The sequence below is a fragment of the Paenibacillus sp. FSL W8-0426 genome, assembly GCF_037969725.1.
Lineage (GTDB): Bacteria > Bacillota > Bacilli > Paenibacillales > Paenibacillaceae > Paenibacillus > Paenibacillus hubeiensis.
The window spans coordinates 2017976-2038716 of the sequence record NZ_CP150203.1 but is presented as its reverse complement, the minus strand read 5'-3'; the positions used below and the strand labels follow the sequence as shown (position 1 = coordinate 2038716).

Sequence of the window (20741 nt, the reverse complement as noted above, 5' to 3'; positions counted from 1 at the left end):
TATGCAGCTTTTTCATTGATGTGAAAATGCTCCGGTCAAACCATTGCTTGTTTCACCGTAATTAAGAGTATACAGGTTATTCTACACGATTGCAATATATTTTTGTATCAAAAAAAAGGACATATGTCCTTTTTAATCGAATGCGAACCCGCTATCTTAAAACATGATGTCATCAAGATTAGCCAAATCATGTACAAATCAAATTTTCAAGGAGAGATTGGCGTTGCCTCAGACCAAACTTTGTTTTATCGGAGCAGGATTCCATGCCACCACCAACATCCTGCCCGCTGCCGTAGAAGCAGGAGCCAAGATTCAGGCCATATCCACCCGCAGCATCGAACGTTCACGGGCCGCGTTGCTTCGATTCGGCAGCGAAGGCCAAGCGTATGACAACGCGCTCAAAATGCTGCGCAACGAAAACTGCGATGGCGTCGTTGTCGTTGCACAGCCGCATGACCAGACGGCTCTCGTTCGCGACTGCATTCGTGCGGGCAAACATGTATACGTAGATAAACCGCTGGGATGGAATGCCGCCGAAGCGGAGGAATTATCCCGCTTGGCCGAGGATGCCGGCGTTGTGCTCATGGTTGGTTTCATGAAACGATATGCTCCCGTTTACATGAAATTAAAGGAGTTGATCGACCGTCGCGAATTGGGACAAGCCCGTTCGTTTCAAATGCGCTTCGCCGTGGATTCCACGCCGTTTTGCGAAGATGAAGAACAGTTCATTAAACTGGCCGCCATTCACATGGTCGATCTGATGCGTTTCCTCTTCGGCGAAGCGGTAGAGGTAACGGGAACCCGGGCCACAACGGGACGTCAAATCAACCAGAGCATTTCCATCGCGTTCGACAGCGGTGTAGCAGGCAGCATTTATTTTACCGGCATGAGTGCATGGTCCCGCGAAAGCGAAAGCCTGCTGGTCACCTTTGATAACGGGTTTGCTTCTGCGGATGAGATCAACACCCTGACCGTGCACTCCTCCCGCACTTCATCGAATATCCCATGGAAATCCCTTGAAGAGCAGGATACTGTCTTCACTCCTTCAGCCTCGCCCATGTCCGGTGCATACCGCGACCTTTATTTGCGGGGATTCGTGGGCGAAATGGCCCATTTCATGGCATGCTGCCGTACCGGAGCAACCCCTCTTAGCAGCGGGAAAGACAACATTGGCACGATGGCGTTATGCGACCGCATATTGACATCGATTCTGTAGGTTTGGCTGTAGCGGTGGACCGAATTGGCCTTTATTATATATTTCTCTGAGTTCGCTTATAGATTCTTAAGGTAACCAACCAGCTAATGATCATGATTCCCAGAAAAAGCAGGAGCATATTACTATACAAATACGCAGGCGGTTCAGTTATTGTAGGCAGCAGCCTTCGATCTAGTAAACGTACGGATAATAATCCGCCAACGATCGCAATACCTGTTCCCTCTGATAAGAAGCTAGTAAAATTGAGCAAACTCATTCCGGCACCAGCATCATTTTGTTTTAAACTGCTTGACACTATTGTAGAAACAACGGTTTTAGTAAATGAAAGCCCACCAAAAACCAAAACCAATACCATGGTCATAACCCATGGTGCTGCTTCTGCAAATAAGGCAGCGATCAAAAAACCGATGGAAAGTAAGGCAACTCCGATGGTCAATACAACCAAAGGACCTTTCCGATCAACAAGCAATCCTCCAATGTAACCGAAGAGGATGACACTCATCGTTCCGGGAAAAATAATCCCGCTTCCGATAGCCGCAGTACTTAACTGGTGAACATCTTTCATCATATAAGGGACCATGGAGACAAAACCTGCTACCGTACCGAAGATTAGCCCGCCACAAAGGACTCCAATCATAAATGGAATATTTTTACCCAGTGCAGGATCGACAAAAGGGTTTTCAGCTTTCTTAATATGTTTTACAAATATCAGAAAAGAGAGAATGCTGATGACAAGAAAAGAAATTGTAAATGACGTTGTAAACAGCATAAAAAATACAATGCCTAGTGACATCAATATAATACCCGTTTTATCAAAATAAGCTTTTGTTCCTTCATCCTTTTTCAACAGTTTTGCAAGAAACGGCACAGTGATTATCGTCATCGTTGGGATAAGCAGCAAGTATGACCAATGGATGTAATGGGCAATCATTCCACCAATGGCCGGTCCAACCCCTTCCCCCATGGCGATTATGGATCCGATAAGACCAAATGCTTTACCCCTGTTTTCTTTCGGGATATAGCGCGCAACTACAACCATCACGAGTGCAGGAAATGCGGCTGCACCCGTCCCTTGAATAAACCGTGAAAGAATAAGGATGGGAAAGAACGAGTGACCAACAAAACCGATTACCGATCCGAAGCAATTGACGATAATCCCAAACAAGAGCAGTTTTTTGATGCCCAGTTGGTCCGATAACTTTCCATATACCGCTGTTCCAACCGAAAAGGACAACATAAAAGCTGTATTCACCCAGTTTGTGCTCGCTGGAAGTTTATTCAAATCATTGGCGATATCAGGTAATGAGACGTTCAGAACCATTTCATTTAATACGCTAAAAAAAGAAAGCACACAAAGCCAAATTAAAATGGGGTTGTGTCGCAAAGTTGATTGTGAATGAGATGTATTCACATTCTACCTCCAAACATGAGGCAGCGTAGTTTATAGGGTCAGTGATACGCTCCCCTCTTCGGTTTGTACCCTGTTATATTTATTGCACTTCATAAGTAATCCCTCCACATAAAATTAATTATATTTATCATTTTTAGTTGCTGCTCTTCATTGTCGCTCTATGCTTGAATATCGGAGCAATACCATAAAGAGTAGTACCCGTCTTCATCGGGAGCTTCGTTTTCCAATACAAAACCGGCAGACTGAAAACATTTCAAACAAGCGACGTTGTCAGCTTCGATCCCCGCATACCACTTATGAATCGTCCTGAGCTCGGGGAGCTGCATTGCTTTTTCAAGCATTGCCCTGCCATATCCCTGGTTCCTGACGGATGGTTTGACTATGACGGCAATGCTGCCCGTATTTTGCTCATCCTGCTCGAGCATAATTATGCCCACGACTTCTCTCTCCGCATACGCGATCCGCACGTGATAACCGGGATGCCGTTCCACATGCTCGTACCATTCACCTAACGGAAGCATTCCCTCCAATCGCTGCTGAACCTCTGCATCTTTAAACCAATCCTCCAGCATCGGCAGATTGTGTTCCGTAAACGGCAATAGTTTGTCAACCCATACCACGCTAATCCCCCCTTATCCGCTTGCATAATCGTCCGTTAAGATACCTTATGTAATAGCTCTTGCAGACTTGATCCATCGTTTTCCTTCATTCAATCTATTATAAAACTCTTTTCATCCAAGGTCTAACTCATCAACAACGCCTAGTCACCAACGAGGTTCAGAGCAAACAGCAGGACGTGCAGGCCGATCTTCACAGAAAGAAGCCGACCCCGTTCGTCCGGGATCAGCTTCTTTTTTTTCGCTATTTTCGCAAAGCCTTTATCGTTACGGTACGGTTGCGTCCCTCTTCCTTTGCCCTGTACAAGGCCGTATCCGCGAGATGAAACAGCTCGCTCGCGGACGAAGAATGGAGGGGATGCTCGGCGATGCCTGCCGAAATCGTCACTTGCCGATCCACGGGCATAACGCTGCCTGCAACCGAAACGCGAATGTTCTCCGCAATCTGATAGGCCTCTTTGGTATCTGCATCACGAAGCAATACCACGAATTCCTCGCCCCCGAATCGCGAACTCACATCCTCCGGGCGCACCGATAACCGGATCAGGTTGGCGATATGCTTCAATACTTCGTCACCTGCATGGTGCCCATACGTGTCGTTAATGGATTTGAAACGGTCGATATCGAGCACCACGATTGAAAAGCGGATGCCTTCGTCCAACCAATTCTGGATGACCTCTTCAAACGTTCTGCGGTTGGTCATTCCGGTCAAAACATCCGTTCTTGCATCATAAGTGAGCTGCTCCCTTTGCTTGCGGAAATTGGCCAATGCCGACAGCACTGTACGATTCAGCAAGTCCGCTTCCCGGTTCCAATGCGGCTTCATGATCGGCAAGTCCACTCTCCCTTGATCCACCTGCTGCACCAGATCGGTCAGCGATACGAATGGACGAGCGAGTTGTCTCGCAACACGAATGACGATCAGGGTCAGCAGCAAAAAAGGAACGGAAGTGTACAGGATAAGCAGCCCGATTTGATGATTCAACTGGTCATATACGGTCTGGGTCGGAGATACCACGACCACTCCCCAATCCGTTGTGGGCACCTTATAGTAACCTGCGAGAGAATCGACGCCAGCCAGATTTCTGTATTGTGCCTTGCCCTTCTCGTTGTTCAGCAGCTTGGAAACGACCGTATTGCGGCTAATGTTCTCCCCGATTCTCGCTGTGTCGGGATGATAAATGAGCGTGCCTTTCGAGTCCACGATGAAAAAATGAGATCCTTGACTTGTTTTCATCTGGCTTCCGAACAACAGATTCAGAATATTCTGATCCTGCAAATAGATGTTGCCCCCGATCATTCCTTTGAATTTGCCATGCGCGTCAAAGACGGGTTCGCTGACAAATACGATTCTGCGTTTCTTCCGGGGCGTCTTGTACGCTTCAGATATGTACGGTTCCTGTAATCGGAGCGCTGTCTTTGCAGCCTCTGACGAAACATGGTAACCAACCGAATCGGCCGAATACGGCGATATGCTAAGGACAAGCCCGTCCGAATCCACCAATGTCATCGAGTTGAAGTAATTGCTGCTGTTCTTGATCAGGTCCAATGCGGAATTCAGCTTTCGCGAATCGGAATAGTCGAGATCGGCGAAATACCTGGCATCATGGGCCAGATTGTTCTGCATGGATTTGAATAGCGCATCCAATGTATTGCTCATCTGCACGGCATTCGAATAATTCAAGGATAACGTTGTGTTGATCAAAGATTGTTTCTGGGAAGTGTACGACGATATAAACATAATGGTTAACGTCATCAGAACCGAAATGGTAACGAGCCCACCGAGCAATGCGGTGAGACTTATCTTTTTGAACCTCCTGATCTTCCCCCGAAATCTGGATGCTGCATTCTGTGAAATCATGATTGTTCGTTCCCCCGAAATTTCATGAAAGGCATATCGTAATATTTTACACGAAAGTTGTTAAGAAGGTATGTCTATTTCGCAAACATTTATCATCCATGATGTCCGGCATTGCCGCCGGGCCATTCCAAATCCAATAGGAGGTTTTACAGCCAATGATTTTCATTTTGAATGACATGCCCTTCACCAGGCTGCTGCTCCACGAACCCGGCCATTTGCCGCGCCTGATAATGAATTGCGGAGTCGCTTCCGGCCAGAATGCGATTCTGGATCTCATCGCCGGATTCCGTCGGCAAAGCAAACAGGCGTGTGCGTTCAAAATGTTCCGAAAGCGTAGCACAGATGGCATTCACTTGCCTGTCATTGCCCGATCGTCCAAAAACGTTCATCAATAACAGGCCATTCGGTCGCAATCTGTCCTTCACCAAACGAAAAAAAGAGCTGGACATGAACTGTGCAGGCGTACCTGCTGCCGTAAACGCATCAACGACGATTACGTCGTACATCCCCGAAGGTTCCTGTTCCAGCAGTTCCCGTCCATCGCCCACAATGACATCATTCGCCTCGTAACCAAAAAACGTCCTGCTGATTTCAACCACTTCGGCATCCAGTTCAGCCACCTTGAGCCGCCGGTTTGCCAAATAGGCAGACAATGTGCCGATGCCATGCCCTATAATAAACGCCGTCTCGAATTCCGGATTGTTCCGTTCCATTAAATGAACCATCGCTCGCGGGTACTCCAGCACCATTCGGGCAGGCTGCTCCAGATCCATCGCTCCTTGAACGGCCTCGCCTGAAAATTCCAAAACCCGAAATTGCCCCTTCTCCCCGTAAAGTTTCTTGATATCGTATACCACCAAGTCATGTTGTTCGCTCCGATTCCGATATAACACTCGCACGTGTGACGTTCCCTCATTCCGCTAAATATAAGTACGTTACTTCTATTATAACAGTCACTGGATGCTCCGCTCCATCAAAATGACAAAAACCGTTCCAACCGGGAACGAATCAGGAGCCGATCGCTTCATGCAGCGCATGGACGTATGCCTCGCCCAGAATGGACAAGGAGGCGCTTTTATGGCGAATCCAGCCTACATTGATCGACTCCTCGCACTCCAGCGGAACCGGAATAATCTCGTTGCCGTTCAAATCAGAACTTAACACGCCCGTAGAGATCGTATACCCGTTCAGCCCGATGAGCAGATTGAACAACGTTGCCCGATCATTGACCTGAATGCTTTTGGGATGAGAGAGCGTGCTTAATATTTCTTCGGAAAAATGAAACGAATTGTACTCCCCCTGGTCAAAAGACAGGTACGGGTAATCCCGAAGCTGCTCAATCGTTACGGAAGCTTGCTTGGCAAGCGGATTGTGAATGCTGATAAATATATGCGGTTTCGCCGTAAACAGGCTGTTGAACTCCAACCCGGCGTCTTTGAGCAGCTTGTTGATGACTTTGGCATTGAACTCGTTCAGGTACAAAATCCCGATCTCGCTGCGCATGCTGCGCACGTCCTGAATGATCTCGTACGTTTTCGTTTCGCGCAAGGCAAGCTCATACTCCTCATGCCCGTATTGCCGGACCAAATTCACGAAAGCATTGACCGCGAACGCATAGTGCTGCGTGGATACGGAAAAATGCTGCGGAGACGGCTTGGCATTCAGATAACGATTCTCCAACAGTTCGGCCTGCTCGACGACCTGACGGGCATAACTAAGAAATTCGACGCCTTCCTTGGACAATGTAATCCCCTTGTTGGTTCGTTCAAAAATAGTAATACGGAGCTCCTGCTCCAATTCCCGAATCGCGTTCGACAAACTGGGCTGCGAAATAAACAGCCGCTTGGCCGCTTCGTTCATCGAGCCGCGCGTTGCCACTTCGATCGCATATTTTAATTGCTGCAGCGTCATTCCTGATTCTCCCTTCAAACGTATCCCAGTTCTCAGGGACATCTCAGGCAAAAAAACCGTCCACATCCCTCTTTATCATAATAGCCTTAACCCGCCATCAAAGAAAGAACCCGAAACTTACAAACCCAAGGGCGGTGGGTCACGGCACGTTCTCCCAAAAAGCGTCGCCAGAATGTTTTATCCGGTCATTGTCCCACATATTGAGCAGGCCCCCCATCATAGGTGTAAATAACGAGAATTAGGCGTATCCAAAATAATCACTAACCCTGCAAGGAGGACAAGAAACAATGACCAATTCGGATCATACCCGTCTCAAAAACGTGAACGTGCCTCAGCCGATCCGTAAGGACGGGGCTGGCGGACCAGACCTTGGACCGCGCAACGTGATGCTCGACCGGCAAAATCCGAACATGCTCGTGCCGCCGGCGACCGACTCCGGCCTGTTGCCCAATCTGAAGATGTCTTTCTCGAACACCCATATGCAGCTTAATCAAGGCGGCTGGTCGCGCGAGATTACCGTGCGGGATCTTCCCGTAGCTACCACGCTGGCCGGCGTGAACATGAGCCTCATTCCCGGAGGCGTGCGCGAGCTCCACTGGCATCAGCAGTCGGAATGGGCATACATGATTTGGGGAACCGCCAGGATCACTTCTGTCGATCAGGACGGTCGCAACTTTATTGCGGATGTAGGCCCCGGCGATCTTTGGTTTTTCCCCAAAGGGCTTCCCCATTCCATACAAGGCCTCGGAGAAGGCTGCGAATTTTTGCTGGTGTTTGACGACGGGACGTTCTCGGACCTGAATACGTTATCCATCTCCGACTGGTTCGCGCACACTCCGCCTGAAGTATTGTCCCGCAATTTCGGAGTGTCGGAGAATGCCTTTGCCCACCTTCCGAAAGACCAGGTATATATCTATCCAGACCAAGTACCGGGTTCGATCGAAAGCCAGGCAGTCCAGTCGCCATACGGGACGGTTCCGCTGACATTCACCCATCGGCTGTTGGCGCAGGAGCCGCTCGTTACGCCGGGAGGAAGCGTAAGAATCGTGGATTCGCGCAATTTCCCCATCTCGACGACGGTTGCTGCGGCCTTGGTCGAGATTAAGCCTGGAGCCATGCGCGAGATGCACTGGCATCCCAATGCGGATGAGTGGCAATACTATTTGACGGGGCAAGGCAGAATGACGGTATTCGGCGGCAATGGAACGGCCCGCACGTTTGATTACCGGGCCGGAGATGTCGGATACGTTCCCGTGGCCATGGGGCATTACATTGAGAATACCGGAGATGATACGTTGTGGTTTCTGGAAATTTTCCGCAGTGACCGTTTCGAGGATATTTCGCTGAATCAATGGATGGCGTTGACTCCGACTCAACTGGTGCAAAGCAACCTCAATGCTTCACCCGAGCTGCTTCATTCGCTGCGCAAAATCAAATGGCCGGTGGTTTGAACATCCGCAATGTCGTCGATCGGCCAGCATCTTTTTGGGTAAACAAAGAAAGAATCCGAACACAAAGGAGGCTGCATCGTGAAAGCTGTTACGTTTCAAGGCATCAAAGACGTGCAAGTCAAGCAAGTCCAGGACCCGACCATTGAAAAAAAGGACGATATCATCGTCCGGATTACGTCCACGGCCATTTGCGGCTCCGATCTTCATATTTATCTGGGTGCATTGCCTGCACAGAAGGATTATGTCATCGGACACGAACCGATGGGCATCGTCGAAGAAGTAGGCCCTGACGTTACGCGCGTGAAAAAGGGGGACCGCGTGGTCCTCCCTTTCAACATCGCATGCGGTCAATGCTTCTACTGCAGCCACGACATGGAGAGCCAGTGCGACAACTCCAACCGTAATCCCGACATCCATACCGGGGGTTATTTCGGATTTACGGACCGTTACGGCAATTATCCAGGCGGACAAGCCGAGCTGTTAAGAGTCCCTTACGGAAACTTTGTGCCGTTCGTCATTCCCGAATCATGCGAATTGGAGGACGAAGCGCTGCTGTTTCTGTCGGATGTGCTGCCGACCGCTTATTGGAGCGTCGAAAATGCGGACGTCAAACCCGGGGATACCGTCACGGTTCTCGGCAGCGGGCCGGTTGGCCTCATGACGCAGAAATTTGCCTGGATGAAGGGAGCAAGGCGCGTCATTGCCGTCGACCGTCTTGCCTATCGATTGGATAAAGCCAAACGCATGAACGATGTGGAGACTTATAACTTCGAAGAGTTCGAGGACATGGGTGCACATATTCGTGAAATCACGAAAGGGGGTACCGACGTTGTCATCGATTGCGTCGGCATGGATGGCAAAAAAACGGTGCTGGAACAGATCGGGCAAAAGCTCAAGCTCCAGGGAGGTACCCTGAGCGCCCTTGAAATCGGTATGAAGGCCGTACGGAAATTCGGCACGCTGCAGCTTACGGGCGTATACGGCTCATTGTATAACATGTTCCCCCTCGGCAACCTGTTCGAACGCAACATCAACTTGAGAATGGGACAAGCTCCTGTCATCCATTACATGCCTGAATTGTTCCGCAAAATTACGGCCGGCGAGCTTGATCCGACGGAAATCATTTCCCACCGCGTTCCGATGGATCAGGCAAGCGAAGCCTACCGGATGTTCTCCGAGCACGAAGACGAATGCACCAAAGTGGTGCTTAAACCGTAGCCTTCCGGCCGTTTCGTGCTTTAGGGCGGACATCCGCTTGGCCTGTAATGCTTCGATCGAATAGGCAAGCCGAGGCAACCGCAACCCGGCTTGCTTATTCAGCGTTAAGGGAGTGAAGTTTGCTCCTTCACAACCCGAATGCCCATGCTCTCGCCTTCGAACCCAAACAATGTACCATCCTCCCGGCTTTGAAACCGAAACGTCCGTTGAAGATGGTCCGGTGCTGCCAGCATCGTTTCTTCCAGCTTGATCTGTTCAGCGCGGGGAAGCGCCATCCGTTCGCACCATTCGGTGAAAACGAAGTTTTTCCGGAAAACCTCCATCGTCTCCACACGAAACCCGGCGGATTCGAGCATCGAAATCCACTCCGTCTTGCGCCATGCCCGAACATGGCTAGGGTCCCGCCGGCACTCGATTTCATTATAGAAGCGATCCGCTTCCCCCGATTCCGGAACCACATTATCAATAAGCAGCAATCTTCCTCCAGTCCGAGTTACCCGGTAGGCCTCCGCGACGAAATCACGAACATGCGGGAAATGATGCGCGGCAATCCGGCATGTCACCAGATCGAACGATTCATTCGGAAAAGGCAGCTTTTCCGCATCCCCTGGGACAAAATCCACGTTGGAGTGGCCGTTGCCCCGGATGAACTGCCCGGCTGCTTGCAGCATATCTTCCGTCATGTCCAGCGCCGTCACCCTGCTGACGAGAGGAGCCAGCGCATTGGCTACATGCCCTCCGCCAGTGGCTACGTCCAAGGCGTTCATTCCCGGTTCGGCTCCCGCCGCCTCAACCAACCAGGCCAGATCCTGCCCTTTGGCGTGTCCTGCACTGGTTACATACTTGTGTGCATTCTCGCCAAATTGTTTGCGAACACGACTCTTGATCTCATCACTCATTTCGCGTCCTCCTTTAGTTTGATATAGCCCGACTCATTATGTTTCACCAGATAAAACTATGTTTCATTTATCGGTATACCCTCAGCTTATCATAGGTCAAGCTTCCCGAACAATAGGACAATACAAAAAAGCATCACCCCAGTGATGACCCACTCGGGCGATGCTTTTTTGAATGTTGCGGAAACAAAGTGTGGAAGTGTCCCGAAATGCAGTGTGCAGCACAACATTTCGAACGTTTATGATTTCACTGCCGTTGGTCTTTTCTTCCATACGCCCAAAATCAGGCCGGAGATGACCGAGCCGATGGCTACGGCAAGCAGGAACAACAGTGCATGGTTCGCCAATGCGGCTACGAAGATACCCCCGTGCGGAGCAGGCACGTTAATGCTCCAAAGCTGCGTCAAGCCGCCAGCTAAGGCGGAACCGATAATGCAGGATGTCAGGACGCGCAGCGGATCTGCTGCCGCAAACGGGATCGCACCTTCGGTAATGAAGGACAAGCCCAGCACATAGTTGGTCAAACCGGATTTGCGCTCTTGGTCCGTGTACTTCGATTTAAAGAATGTCGTGGACAGCGCGATCGCAATCGGCGGAACCATACCGCCAGCCATAACGGCTGCCATCCAGGCACCATCCGTATTGCCGCTTGATGTGAACACGCCGATGGCAAACGTATATGCCGCTTTGTTGAACGGACCGCCCATATCGATCGCCATCATGCCGCCCAGCAGGATGCCCAGCAGTACGGCATTTCCTGTACCCATGTTTTGCAGGGCATCCACCATCCATGTGTTGATGGAGCCGAAGATCGGATCAAAAATGTAATAACTGATTGCACCTACGATCAAGAGTCCAAGCACAGGATACAGCAGGATCGGCTTCAAGCCATCGATTGCTTTCGGCAATCCTTTAAGAGCTTTGCGCAAACCAACAACGACGTAACCAGCCAGGAAACCGGCAGCTAACCCGCCAAGGAAACCGGCATTGGAGTTGACCGCCATCAGACCGCCGACCATACCTGGCATCAATGCCGGGCGATCGCCGATGCTCATTGCGATAAATCCGGCCAATACAGGAATCAGGAAGTGGAATGCACCCTCTCCTCCGCCGATCGTCTGCAGTAATTGGAAGAGCGGATTATCCGGGCTTGCTACCTGTTCGATCAGGAAAGACAAAGCCAGCAATATGCCCCCGCCGACGACGAATGGCAGCATGTGCGAAATCCCGTTCATCAAATCTTTGTAAATTTTGCTGCCCACGCTCATTTTCTCGGCAGCGCCTTCATCGGAACCGGCCTTACCTGCACCTTGACTGCGATAGATCGGGGCATCGCCCTTCACCGCTTTGCTGATCAGTTCTTCTGTCTTACGAATGCCGTCGCTGACCGGGCGCTGCAGCAGAGGTTTGCCGTCGAAACGATCCATGTCGACCTTTTTGTCGGCTGCGATGATGACGCCTTTGGCCCGTGCGATCTCTTCCGGTGTAAGCACATTTTGTGCGCCTTCGGAGCCGTTGGTTTCGACCCGGATGTTGATGCCCATTTCCTGTGCTTTTTTCTTGAGCGCATCTTCCGCCATGAATGTATGCGCAATGCCTGTCGGGCAAGCGGTAACCGCAACGACGAAATCTTCCGAGGACGGGTTGCCCTCAATGATTCCGGCAGGCTTGGACTGAACAGCTGCCTCCGCTGCCGCTTTGGCCTCTTTATCGGCCTTTGCCTTTTGCTTCGCCGCTTCCTTCTTCTCGGCTTCCTCCTGCTTCGCGTCAAACAGCGCGCTGACCTCAGCCGGGGAATCCGTGTTCATCAGTTGAGCGATGAAATCGTTATCAATCAACAGCCTGGAAAGAGCCGCAAGTGTGCGCAAATGGGTGTTTCCGGCACCTTCAGGCGCAGCAATCATAAAAAATACATGTGCTGGCTGGTCATCCAGCGCTTCGAAATCCAGCCCTTTTCGACTCTTGGCAAATACTACGGTAGGTTCGTTGACCGCGCTTGTTTTGGCATGCGGCATCGCGATTCCGTTACCGATGCCCGTGCTGGATTCGGCTTCCCGTTTGTAGATCATGTCTTTGAACAGTACCGGATCGTTGATGCGTCCCGTTCTGCTCAGGCTGGAGATCAGCTCGTCAATGACTTCATCCTTGGTTGTGGCTTGCAGGTCCATGATCATCGCTTCCTGGATCATCAGGTCTGTTATTCTCATTGGTTACACTCCCCTAAATCGCTTCCGGCCCGACACTTGCGGACCGGTCGTCATTCACTTTTCATTTCATACCCAGGTCGTTACGGCTGCAATTGCGTTATGCCTACCTGATTACGCAACTCCTCAATATATGCACGTTCGGCCAGATCATCGGAGAAGGCGGTTGCACTTCCCGAAGCGACGCCCGTTCGAAATGCTTCCTGCAAATTCCCGTTCAGCACCCATGTACCTACGAATCCGCCGATCATGGAATCCCCTGCACCTACCGAGTTTTTCACCGTCCCCTTCGGAACTGTGGCATGAAAAACATCCGTTTCGGTAATCAGCAAAGCGCCTTCCCCGGCCATCGAGATCAACACATGCTGAGCACCCGCTGCGAGCAATTTGCGTCCATAAACGACCAGTTCCTCACGCGTTTCGATGTTGACGCCGAACAGTTCGGCAAGCTCGTGGTGGTTCGGCTTCACCAGCAGAGGCTGATACTTGAGCGCATCCATCAGGGCCGGCCCGGTCGTGTCGATCACGAACTCCGCACCCTTTTGCCGACATACCGCAATGAGTTTTTCGTAAAAATCGTTGCCGAGCGATGGCGGAATGCTGCCGGAGAGGATGACGATGTCTCCTTGATGAAGGGCGGACAATTTGCTTACCAAACGATCGGCTTCTTCGGTCGTGATCGCCGGGCCCAAACCGTTGATTTCCGTCTCTTCTCCGTGCTTCAGTTTGATGTTGATCCGCGTATCGTCCGCAATGGTCACGAAATCGGTCCGGATCCGGTCTTCCCGGAGTTTATCGTTGATGAAACGTCCCGTGAATCCGCCCAGGAATCCGATCGCCGTATTCTCCGCGCCCAACTGGTTCAAAATACGCGATACGTTAATGCCTTTGCCTCCCGGGAGCTTGAGATCCCGGTTCATGCGATTCAGTCCTCCAAGCTGGATATCGTGCACTTCCACGATGTAGTCGATGGAAGGGTTTAGCGTTACGGTATATATCATGGTTATCCCTCAATTATTTTAGTTTTCTGCGCGATTGCGTTCCGCCAATGCTCCGGCATCTGCTCGGTAATGAGGTCGGCTTCCTCCAAATCAAACAATTTGGCAAAAGTGATCTCTCCGATTTTGCTGGAATCCGCAAGCACGTACGATTTGCCTGACAATTGGTGGGCACGTCTTTTGACCATCGCTTCTTCCGGGTCGGGCGTTGTGTATCCCATCTCTGGATCCACCCCGTTGGTCCCAAGGAAGCATTTGTCAAATCGGAAATGGTCCATATTTTGCAATGCGATGCTTCCAATGACGGCTTTGGTATGCATTTTCATCATGCCGCCAAGCAGATAGCTGCGGATCCGCTTGCCCACCAATGCTTCGACATGAGACAAACCATTGGTAACTACCGTGACGTCTGTGGCTTCAATGAACGGAATGATCGCTAATGTAGTGGTTCCCGCATCTAGATAAATGCATTCGCCATTTTTGATCTCTTGCGCCGCCAAACGGGCAATCATCATTTTCTGTTGAATGTTTTTGGATGTTTTCTCTTCCATGCCGGGTTCCAGCGCTTTCTCGTTCATCAATGAAGCTCCCCCATGGATCCGTTTGAGTACCTGTCGGTTCTCCAAGTCGATCAAGTCTCGTCTTATCGTGGATTCCGAGGCGCCAAGCACCTCAACAAGCTCCTGAAGCTTTACGATACCCCGTTGATGTAAGCGCTCTATAATTGCAGCATGTCTCTCTTCTGTTAACATAGCCATTCCTCCAACTGCTTTCTATAGTATCATATAATCCGCAAAAAACAATCATTTTCTTTCAAAATAATCTAAAAACATTCATCATCCTGCACGGTTTGACGAATTTGTACACACAATATCCTTATTTTACACGTTCAAGCGGCCTATTTCATTCAAAACCCTTCAACGGCAAAAATCCCGCAAACGCTGTGCAAAGCACAACGCTGCAGGATCCGCTTCCGTCATTTCGTCGTCATCCGCGAGATTTCGCTAACGGTTCTTCTCACGTCTTGGTTTGGGTTTGAGCCATTGGCCTTCTTCGTTGATGAATGCGCCCTTGAAGCGCCCCATCTCCAGTTTTTCAATCAGCTTGGTTTCGTCAACGCTCAGAATGTCGGCCAACTGTGCTGACGTATAATACTCATTTGGGTCATACTCGATCAGTAGCGGGACCGCCGTATCGTACAATTCCCGAAGCAAATTTTCAAACGATTGCCGGCCAAGGTTCTCCATATCCTTATACAATTGGAGCTTTTGCGACACCAGATTGCGGAACGATTTGTTTTCCAGGTTCATCCACAGGGTGTTGCAAGCCTGTACACTCATGTAATTTTGTTCTACGTCGAAAAACTGCACTTCTTCCAGCTTCATATACTTTTCCTGAAAAGCAATGATTTTAATGATGGGTACATCTCGCTGACGTGATGCCTTTTTCAAGTGAGCCCTGAATTGTTCATAGCTCATCTCTTTCATACTTCCTTACACCTGCCTTCAACATCCTACATTCGACATTTTACAACAAAAACAGTTTCGACGTAACCGTCCCGCCAAAGAAAAACGTCTTCTAACAGGCCAGCACAGGAAAATCCCTGCAATCCGGATCCGTTCCCCCAAAAAAACAAACCGCACAGCATTAGAATGCTGCACGGTTCGCATATCGGAGCATGGCTCCCTTTATCATCATACGTTGATGCTTTCTCCCCAGGTCGCGGTGAACTCTTTCTCCTCATAACCGTAATACCGTTCCAGGATGGACTCCCGCTCATCCAAAAACAATTGGTCGGCCACCGCCGCCACCAACTTCGGAATGGCGCTGCGGGTGCCTGATATTGCCGATGCAGAGAGACCGCAGCTTGCAAGTGCCGAATAATTGAAAACAAACAGTCCGTACAGCAGCGCCTCCCCTTCTTCATCCCTGCTTGTCATCGCGAAGCCTGGGCTTAGATAAGGATGTGCGTCAAGCAGGGCGTTGCGTATGCCTTCGGGCGCGTCGTATCGGTCCGCCCAACGGGCAATATGACGCTCCACAAGCTGAAGCTCCGGACGTAATCCGGGATCGCTGAGCAATCCGGTGCTGATGATCAGAAAATCGAACGCAAGCGTTCCCTTTGATGTCGTTACGATAGCCTCTTTTCCAGTCTCCGCCACACTTAACCAAGGCGCCCCCAGATGCAGTTCGAATCCCGGCCACGCGGCAGCCCGGTTGAATGTATCGTTCGTCGGCGGCTGATTATATTGGAGAAAATGAGCGATCACCGCATACTTGTCAGGGACGGACAATGCGTGGAATCGTTCGATCATGCCGGATTGCTCCATCTGCCGAATCGGGTTGATGCGGGGCAGCTGCTCCCGGCGCACGAAAACATGAGCTTCGGTCACGCCTGCCGCAAGCGCATGGGCGGCATTGTCGAAGGCGGATGCTCCCCCGCCAAGGATCGCAATCCGTTTTCCGCGCAACCGTTCGAAATCGATCGCCTCGGACGTATGCGCATACCGTTCCTTCGGCAGACTGTCTGCAATCATTGGCGGCACATGCCATCCCCCGCCGCCCTGAATGCCTGTGGCCAACACGACTTTTCGGGCAAGCAGCACCTTGGCGTCCGCGCCGGCACCTTCCACGTGAAGCTGGTGAATTCCGTCCGGGAGCGGTTCGATCAACCTCAGCTTCACTTCGTTCAGGACGGGAAGATTCAGCACTCGCCGATACCAGCGCAAATAATTCATCCAGGCTCCGCGCGGAATTTTGTCCATGCCGTCCCAACCGTCACGTCCAGCCTGGGCTTCCCACCAGGCCCTAAACGTCAAGGATGGAATGCCGAGATCAATCGACGTCAGGTGTTTGGGCGTACGCAAAGTGACCATACGGGCATAGGATTCCCAAGGCCCCTCGCTGCCAGCCTCGTTTTCGTCAATGACCAGAATGTTGGATATCCTTTCTTTCAACAGCCCAAACGCTGCCCCAAGGCCGCTTTGTCCTCCGCCGACAATGATGACATCATAAACATGCCCATTGGGGTGCTGCTTGGGCTGCAGCCAATCCTTTCCTCCATATGCCAAATAGGCAAGGTCAGTTTTGACGCGTTCATTCAATGCTTCCAGGCTCATGATTAATCACCCTTTCCAAACAAGCATGGCAACAAAGGAAAAACATAACTTAACGAGTTATATATAAGTTATGTTCATTCGGTAATAAACCGTTCTTTTGCATTTCCCATCCATAGATTAGCGTTATTATAGAAGCTCGAATGGTATATTTGAAGTATATGGAAGGTTAATTGTCATTGAAACTAAAAATAGCTATCATGCTTGTTGATCGAAACGAAAGGGCGGAAAGAGCGATTTTATGTCTGCATCCAACCTGAGAAGCACTGGAATAACCAAAAGATCATGACTATTTCCTAAACGCTTCAAACGAATTTAGTGATTGATCAATAACTTAGAAAGTTACAACGATCTTCTGATCTCTCTTACCGTTGCCGCAATCCCTTCTTCAAAGGCAGTGGATACGATCGGTCCGATCCTTGTTTCGTATTTTTTTCGGCTTAATCGCAGAGGTTCCGTTGTCAAATAGAGCATTTCTACAATTTCTTTCATCACCGGCACACCCAGCCCGAGCAGCGACAACCCGATTTTCCCCAATGCCAGCACCGGTTTTTTCACGCCTGCCGCTTGCTGAGCAATGCGCACGATGTCTTTGCCTGAGATCGTTCCCGATCCGGGAATGTTCCAGTTCTCACCGTACGTGTCTTCCTTGCTAGCCAGTTCCACCACCATCGCCGCCGCATCCGGCAAATATACATATTCGCGGGGAATGCTCATGTTTCCGATAAAAAATGCCATTCTCCCCTTCGCGATTGCATCCAGCGTGGAACCCAAGTAAGAAGCTTCATTGGCGGTCGGGCCATAATAATCGGGCAGGCGCACAATCATGAGACGTTCTCTCGCCCAAGAGTAGCTGAATAACATCTGCTCATAAGCCAGCCGGGTTTTCCCTTTTCGCGTATGCGGCCGTTTGGGATGCTCTTCGGTGACCTCATCCATCTGACTTTTCCCGTAAGGATAGATGCCGTCCATGACAACAACCTTGATGCCAAGCTGCCCTGCTGCCCGCATGACGGATTCGCCGAGCGGAATCAACCTGCTTTCCATCTCGTGATAAGGGACATTGGCGCAATGGAACATAACATCGGCTCCGCCCGAAGCAGCCACAATATCCTCGCTGCGGAAGGCATCACCGGTTTGGATGCGAACATGTGCCGGATTCCCCAAACGGTGGACCAGCTGCTCCAACTTTTGCCGCGAACGGCCAAACACGATCGTCTCTACACCTCGTTTCACCAGCTCCTCCGTAATTGCTGCTCCCGTTCCTCCCGTAGCTCCGATAACCAGCGCTTTTTTCATCTTCTTTCATCCTTCCTTCTGATGTGTTATTGATCAATTACTTATCTGATGACCATATCATAACGCATAATTAGTGATTGATCAATAACTAAATCAAAAAAAGGGCATTTCGTCCCTTTAACGTTCCTTAAGTTCAGGCATATCCAACGCCGAAGAAATGTTGCACAGCATGCCGATCGCCAAAAAGGTCAGCGTTCTGTATTTGGGGTTTGCATATCCGGCCTGGGTGAAAGCATTCAGCACCATATTGCGTACCTCGCCTAATGCTTTTTGCATCGCATGCCGTATCTCTTCCTCCCGCATCGTCTGCGCCTGCATCTGGAGCAGGATTTCATTTTTATGCGTTTCCAGAATTCGTTCGTATGCCTCGATCAGTTCGTGTTCAAGCGCCTCTGCCGATGCCGTCTCCACCACCGCACGAAAAGAATCGATGATCCGCGTCCAGGATACTTCCAGCGCACTGAGCAGCAATGCCTCCTTCGTTTTGAAAAAACGAAAAACGTACGGCTGCGAGATTCTGGCCTTTTCGGCGACCAGCGCGGTCGTGGCCCGGTAATATCCGATTTCGGCAAACACCTCGATGGCTGCAGAAATAATTTCGTTCCGGCGGTTGACCGATGCCGCTCCGTCTTTTGCCATTTTAATGCACCTCCACATAGGTTATGAATGAATCAATAACCAGAAGTATAGCGGATCACCGCTCCCATTGCAAAATACTCCGGCCCATACCCTTCTCAATAAAAGAAAAAAACGAAATAATAATGTCCTAGACTCCGGATAGAATAACTGAGGAGGTCCCTTTTCATATCGGCCTTTGATTTCGTCTCATCTGGAGGTTGGTTGCAAAAACAAATGAACCATGCTATATTGATTGAGCCGTCAATCATTGATGCCTCAAATTTTGAGCGCTCAACGATGATGGCCCTGTTCATCATTATGCAATGGCCCTGTATGTGGCACTTTACCATTAATTTGTTAACATACGCCCTTGTCCATGGATGAGATTTACCCGGGAGGTCCAGACATGACACGTATCGTTTCCAAAGAAGAACTGATTCTGACGCTGCTGAACGGGCTGGGCAACAAGATCAGTCCCAAGTTCGAGCGCTGCACGGGCATTAGCTCATCCCGCTTCGAAATTTTGTGCCAGTTGAACTTGGTCGACGAGATCAATCAATCCGCGCTGCAAAAAAACGTCGATATCGACGGGGCGGCCATTACCCGCCATCTGAAACAACTGGAGCTGGACGGCATGGTCAGCCGGCGCAAAAATCCGGACGATAACCGCGAAACGTTCGTTTCCCTCACCGATGAGGGGCGCCACCGGATCGATGGCTATAAGGCGGAAAAGGATATCCTGATCCGCCAAATCCTTGAAGGTTTCAGCGAGGAAGAGATCCATAACCTGGCGGGGTATCTTGAACGCATGCAGAACAATTTATAAACCGTAGACAGAGGAGAGAAACGAATATGAGCACAACGACAGGCAAATTTCATAAAACCAACGATTTTAATGAAATTGTGCTGGGACGGCGTTCCGTCAAAGCGTATGATCCCGAAGTAAAAATCAGCCGGGAGGAAATGACGGAGATTTTGGCAGAAGCTTCCCGGGCACCTTCATCCATCAATCTGCAGCCTTGGCGTTTTCTTGTCATCGACAGTGCGGAAGGCAAAGAAAAACTGGCGCCGCTCGCTCGCTTCAACCAGACGCAAGTGCTGACGTCCTCGGCGGTCATCGCCGTATTCTATGATGCCAACAATATCGAGCACATGGATGAAATCTTTGGCAAAGCGGTGGAACTCGGATACATGCCGAAAGACATCGCGGATATGCAGGTGCAAAAAGTGAAACCATATTATGCGAACATGGCTGCGTCCGATCTGCGCGACGTGAACCTGATTGACTCCGGACTCGTTTCGATGCAGCTGATGCTCGTAGCGCGCGCTCATGGATACGACACCAATCCGATTGGCGGTTATGAGAAGGACCAGATCGCGGAAGCGTTCGGCCTGGACAAAGACCGCTTCCAACCGGTCATGCTGATTTCGATGGGCAAATCGGCCAAAGAAGGGCATCCTTCTTACCGCTTGCCTGTGGACACCATTACGACTTGGGCATAATCGTCCCCTGCTTTTCACAAAAAAAACGCTGGAGGTTGTCATTATGATTATCATTCACGCACATCTGTCCGTTAAACCCGATCAAGAGCAAGCTTTCCTCGCTGCCGCCAAGGAGCTGGTTGCCGCAACCCGCCAGGAGGAAGGCAACATCTCCTACACGCTGGTTAAACACACCGAGCAAGAACACCAATACATCATGGTCGAGCAATGGAAAGACGAAGCTGCTACTCAAGCACATAACGCAAGCGCGCATTTCCAAGGTTTCGTGCAGCAAGCCGCTGCTTTCATGGCAGCGCCAATGAACGTGGAAGTGTTCGCTGGAGAGAAAGTAAACTAATCTCCGTGAGCAAAAAAAAGATCGGTTTCGGGTCACACAGACGTGATCCAAACCGATCTTTTTTGGGTTGTCCAGCTTTTGCTGT

Annotated in this window: 19 protein-coding genes; 6 read left to right on the top strand and 13 right to left on the bottom strand. The window is 50.3% G+C overall.

The features are described from left to right. Positions 1 to 223: 223 nt before the first annotated feature. Positions 224 to 1216, top strand: a complete 993-nt coding sequence (locus tag MKY59_RS09365; protein WP_339277231.1) for a Gfo/Idh/MocA family oxidoreductase — start codon at positions 224 to 226, stop codon at positions 1214 to 1216. 34 nt (positions 1217 to 1250) lie between these two features. On the opposite strand, the gene tet is transcribed toward MKY59_RS09365, so the two are convergent. The 5 genes from tet to MKY59_RS09340 all read right to left on the bottom strand — a co-directional run bounded on the left by tet (position 1251) and on the right by MKY59_RS09340 (position 7016). Beyond that, positions 1251 to 2627 (bottom strand): Tet(L)/Tet(K)/Tet(45) family tetracycline efflux MFS transporter, encoded by a 1377-nt coding sequence (gene tet, locus MKY59_RS09360; RefSeq protein WP_339277229.1) that lies wholly within the window; start codon positions 2625 to 2627, stop codon positions 1251 to 1253. 158 nt (positions 2628 to 2785) lie between these two features. After that, positions 2786 to 3247 carry a GNAT family N-acetyltransferase gene (locus MKY59_RS09355; protein ID WP_339277228.1) on the bottom strand — a complete coding sequence of 154 codons (462 nt, stop codon included), beginning with the start codon at positions 3245 to 3247 and terminating at the stop codon, positions 2786 to 2788. Between the two features lie 241 nt (positions 3248 to 3488). After that, the gene (locus MKY59_RS09350; protein WP_339277227.1) at positions 3489 to 5105 is read right to left on the bottom strand and encodes a sensor domain-containing diguanylate cyclase; all 1617 of its coding nucleotides are present in this window, start codon (positions 5103 to 5105) and stop codon (positions 3489 to 3491) included. 146 nt (positions 5106 to 5251) lie between these two features. Then, positions 5252 to 5911: a fused MFS/spermidine synthase gene (locus MKY59_RS09345; protein ID WP_339277225.1), complete on the bottom strand. Its 660-nt coding sequence runs from the start codon at positions 5909 to 5911 to the stop codon at positions 5252 to 5254. A 202-nt stretch (positions 5912 to 6113) separates the two neighbouring features. Next, positions 6114 to 7016 carry a LysR family transcriptional regulator gene (locus tag MKY59_RS09340; RefSeq protein ID WP_236418387.1) on the bottom strand — a complete coding sequence of 301 codons (903 nt, stop codon included), beginning with the start codon at positions 7014 to 7016 and terminating at the stop codon, positions 6114 to 6116. A 287-nt stretch (positions 7017 to 7303) separates the two neighbouring features. Between MKY59_RS09340 and MKY59_RS09335 the strand changes: the two genes are divergently transcribed. Together MKY59_RS09335 and MKY59_RS09330 are read left to right on the top strand one after the other, a co-directional pair. Beyond that, positions 7304 to 8467, top strand: a complete 1164-nt coding sequence (locus MKY59_RS09335) for an oxalate decarboxylase family bicupin (RefSeq protein ID WP_339277224.1) — start codon at positions 7304 to 7306, stop codon at positions 8465 to 8467. A 78-nt stretch (positions 8468 to 8545) separates the two neighbouring features. Continuing rightward, complete coding sequence (locus MKY59_RS09330) at positions 8546 to 9685, top strand: zinc-dependent alcohol dehydrogenase (protein ID WP_339277222.1); 1140 nt, start codon at positions 8546 to 8548, stop codon at positions 9683 to 9685. 104 nt (positions 9686 to 9789) lie between these two features. On the opposite strand, the gene MKY59_RS09325 is transcribed toward MKY59_RS09330, so the two are convergent. From MKY59_RS09325 to MKY59_RS09290, 8 genes are all read right to left on the bottom strand, one after another. Continuing rightward, entirely contained in the window at positions 9790 to 10584 is a 795-nt protein-coding gene (locus tag MKY59_RS09325; protein ID WP_339277221.1) for a methyltransferase domain-containing protein, read from the bottom strand. Between the two features lie 236 nt (positions 10585 to 10820). Then, positions 10821 to 12788, bottom strand: a complete 1968-nt coding sequence (locus MKY59_RS09320; RefSeq protein WP_339277219.1) for a fructose-specific PTS transporter subunit EIIC — start codon at positions 12786 to 12788, stop codon at positions 10821 to 10823. Between the two features lie 80 nt (positions 12789 to 12868). Further along, positions 12869 to 13786 carry a 1-phosphofructokinase gene (pfkB, locus tag MKY59_RS09315; protein ID WP_339277217.1) on the bottom strand — a complete coding sequence of 306 codons (918 nt, stop codon included), beginning with the start codon at positions 13784 to 13786 and terminating at the stop codon, positions 12869 to 12871. Positions 13787 to 13788: 2 nt separating this feature from the next. Further along, positions 13789 to 14535 (bottom strand): DeoR/GlpR family DNA-binding transcription regulator, encoded by a 747-nt coding sequence (locus tag MKY59_RS09310; RefSeq protein WP_236418414.1) that lies wholly within the window; start codon positions 14533 to 14535, stop codon positions 13789 to 13791. A 252-nt stretch (positions 14536 to 14787) separates the two neighbouring features. Continuing rightward, on the bottom strand, positions 14788 to 15261 hold the full coding sequence (locus MKY59_RS09305) for a hypothetical protein (protein WP_339277215.1): 474 nt from the start codon (positions 15259 to 15261) through the stop codon (positions 14788 to 14790). 216 nt (positions 15262 to 15477) lie between these two features. Then, positions 15478 to 16902, bottom strand: coding sequence for an NAD(P)/FAD-dependent oxidoreductase (locus tag MKY59_RS09300; protein WP_339277214.1), 1425 nt, complete (start codon positions 16900 to 16902; stop codon positions 15478 to 15480). A 339-nt stretch (positions 16903 to 17241) separates the two neighbouring features. Continuing rightward, complete coding sequence (locus MKY59_RS09295; protein ID WP_339277213.1) at positions 17242 to 18198, bottom strand: SDR family NAD(P)-dependent oxidoreductase; 957 nt, start codon at positions 18196 to 18198, stop codon at positions 17242 to 17244. A gap of 117 nt (positions 18199 to 18315) precedes the next feature. Beyond that, positions 18316 to 18837 (bottom strand): TetR/AcrR family transcriptional regulator, encoded by a 522-nt coding sequence (locus MKY59_RS09290; protein WP_339277212.1) that lies wholly within the window; start codon positions 18835 to 18837, stop codon positions 18316 to 18318. 385 nt (positions 18838 to 19222) lie between these two features. On the opposite strand from MKY59_RS09290, the gene MKY59_RS09285 reads away from it, so the two are divergent. The 3 genes from MKY59_RS09285 to MKY59_RS09275 are packed head-to-tail and all read left to right on the top strand — an operon-like array spanning position 19223 to position 20656. Continuing rightward, entirely contained in the window at positions 19223 to 19642 is a 420-nt protein-coding gene (locus MKY59_RS09285; RefSeq protein WP_236418431.1) for a MarR family transcriptional regulator, read from the top strand. A gap of 26 nt (positions 19643 to 19668) precedes the next feature. Further along, on the top strand, positions 19669 to 20319 hold the full coding sequence (locus tag MKY59_RS09280) for a nitroreductase family protein (protein ID WP_236418441.1): 651 nt from the start codon (positions 19669 to 19671) through the stop codon (positions 20317 to 20319). A gap of 43 nt (positions 20320 to 20362) precedes the next feature. Then, the gene (locus MKY59_RS09275; protein WP_339277211.1) at positions 20363 to 20656 is read left to right on the top strand and encodes a putative quinol monooxygenase; all 294 of its coding nucleotides are present in this window, start codon (positions 20363 to 20365) and stop codon (positions 20654 to 20656) included. The last annotated feature ends 85 nt before the right edge of the window (positions 20657 to 20741 follow it).

Bases quoted from the DNA above. Each gene is read 5' to 3' on its own strand.
- MKY59_RS09320 (WP_339277219.1), bottom strand. From the start codon at position 12,788: ATGAGAATAACAGACCTGATGATCCAGGAAGCGATGATCATGGACCTG.
- MKY59_RS09275 (WP_339277211.1), top strand. From the start codon at position 20,363: ATGATTATCATTCACGCACATCTGTCCGTTAAACCCGATCAAGAGCAA.
- MKY59_RS09285 (WP_236418431.1), top strand. From the start codon at position 19,223: ATGACACGTATCGTTTCCAAAGAAGAACTGATTCTGACGCTGCTGAAC.
- pfkB (WP_339277217.1), bottom strand. From the start codon at position 13,786: ATGATATATACCGTAACGCTAAACCCTTCCATCGACTACATCGTGGAA.
- MKY59_RS09350 (WP_339277227.1), bottom strand. From the start codon at position 5,105: ATGATTTCACAGAATGCAGCATCCAGATTTCGGGGGAAGATCAGGAGG.
- MKY59_RS09295 (WP_339277213.1), bottom strand. From the start codon at position 18,198: ATGAAAAAAGCGCTGGTTATCGGAGCTACGGGAGGAACGGGAGCAGCA.
- MKY59_RS09300 (WP_339277214.1), bottom strand. From the start codon at position 16,902: ATGAGCCTGGAAGCATTGAATGAACGCGTCAAAACTGACCTTGCCTAT.
- MKY59_RS09335 (WP_339277224.1), top strand. From the start codon at position 7,304: ATGACCAATTCGGATCATACCCGTCTCAAAAACGTGAACGTGCCTCAG.
- MKY59_RS09290 (WP_339277212.1), bottom strand. From the start codon at position 18,837: ATGGCAAAAGACGGAGCGGCATCGGTCAACCGCCGGAACGAAATTATT.
- MKY59_RS09325 (WP_339277221.1), bottom strand. From the start codon at position 10,584: ATGAGTGATGAGATCAAGAGTCGTGTTCGCAAACAATTTGGCGAGAAT.
- MKY59_RS09280 (WP_236418441.1), top strand. From the start codon at position 19,669: ATGAGCACAACGACAGGCAAATTTCATAAAACCAACGATTTTAATGAA.
- MKY59_RS09310 (WP_236418414.1), bottom strand. From the start codon at position 14,535: ATGTTAACAGAAGAGAGACATGCTGCAATTATAGAGCGCTTACATCAA.
- MKY59_RS09305 (WP_339277215.1), bottom strand. From the start codon at position 15,261: ATGAGCTATGAACAATTCAGGGCTCACTTGAAAAAGGCATCACGTCAG.
- MKY59_RS09340 (WP_236418387.1), bottom strand. From the start codon at position 7,016: ATGACGCTGCAGCAATTAAAATATGCGATCGAAGTGGCAACGCGCGGC.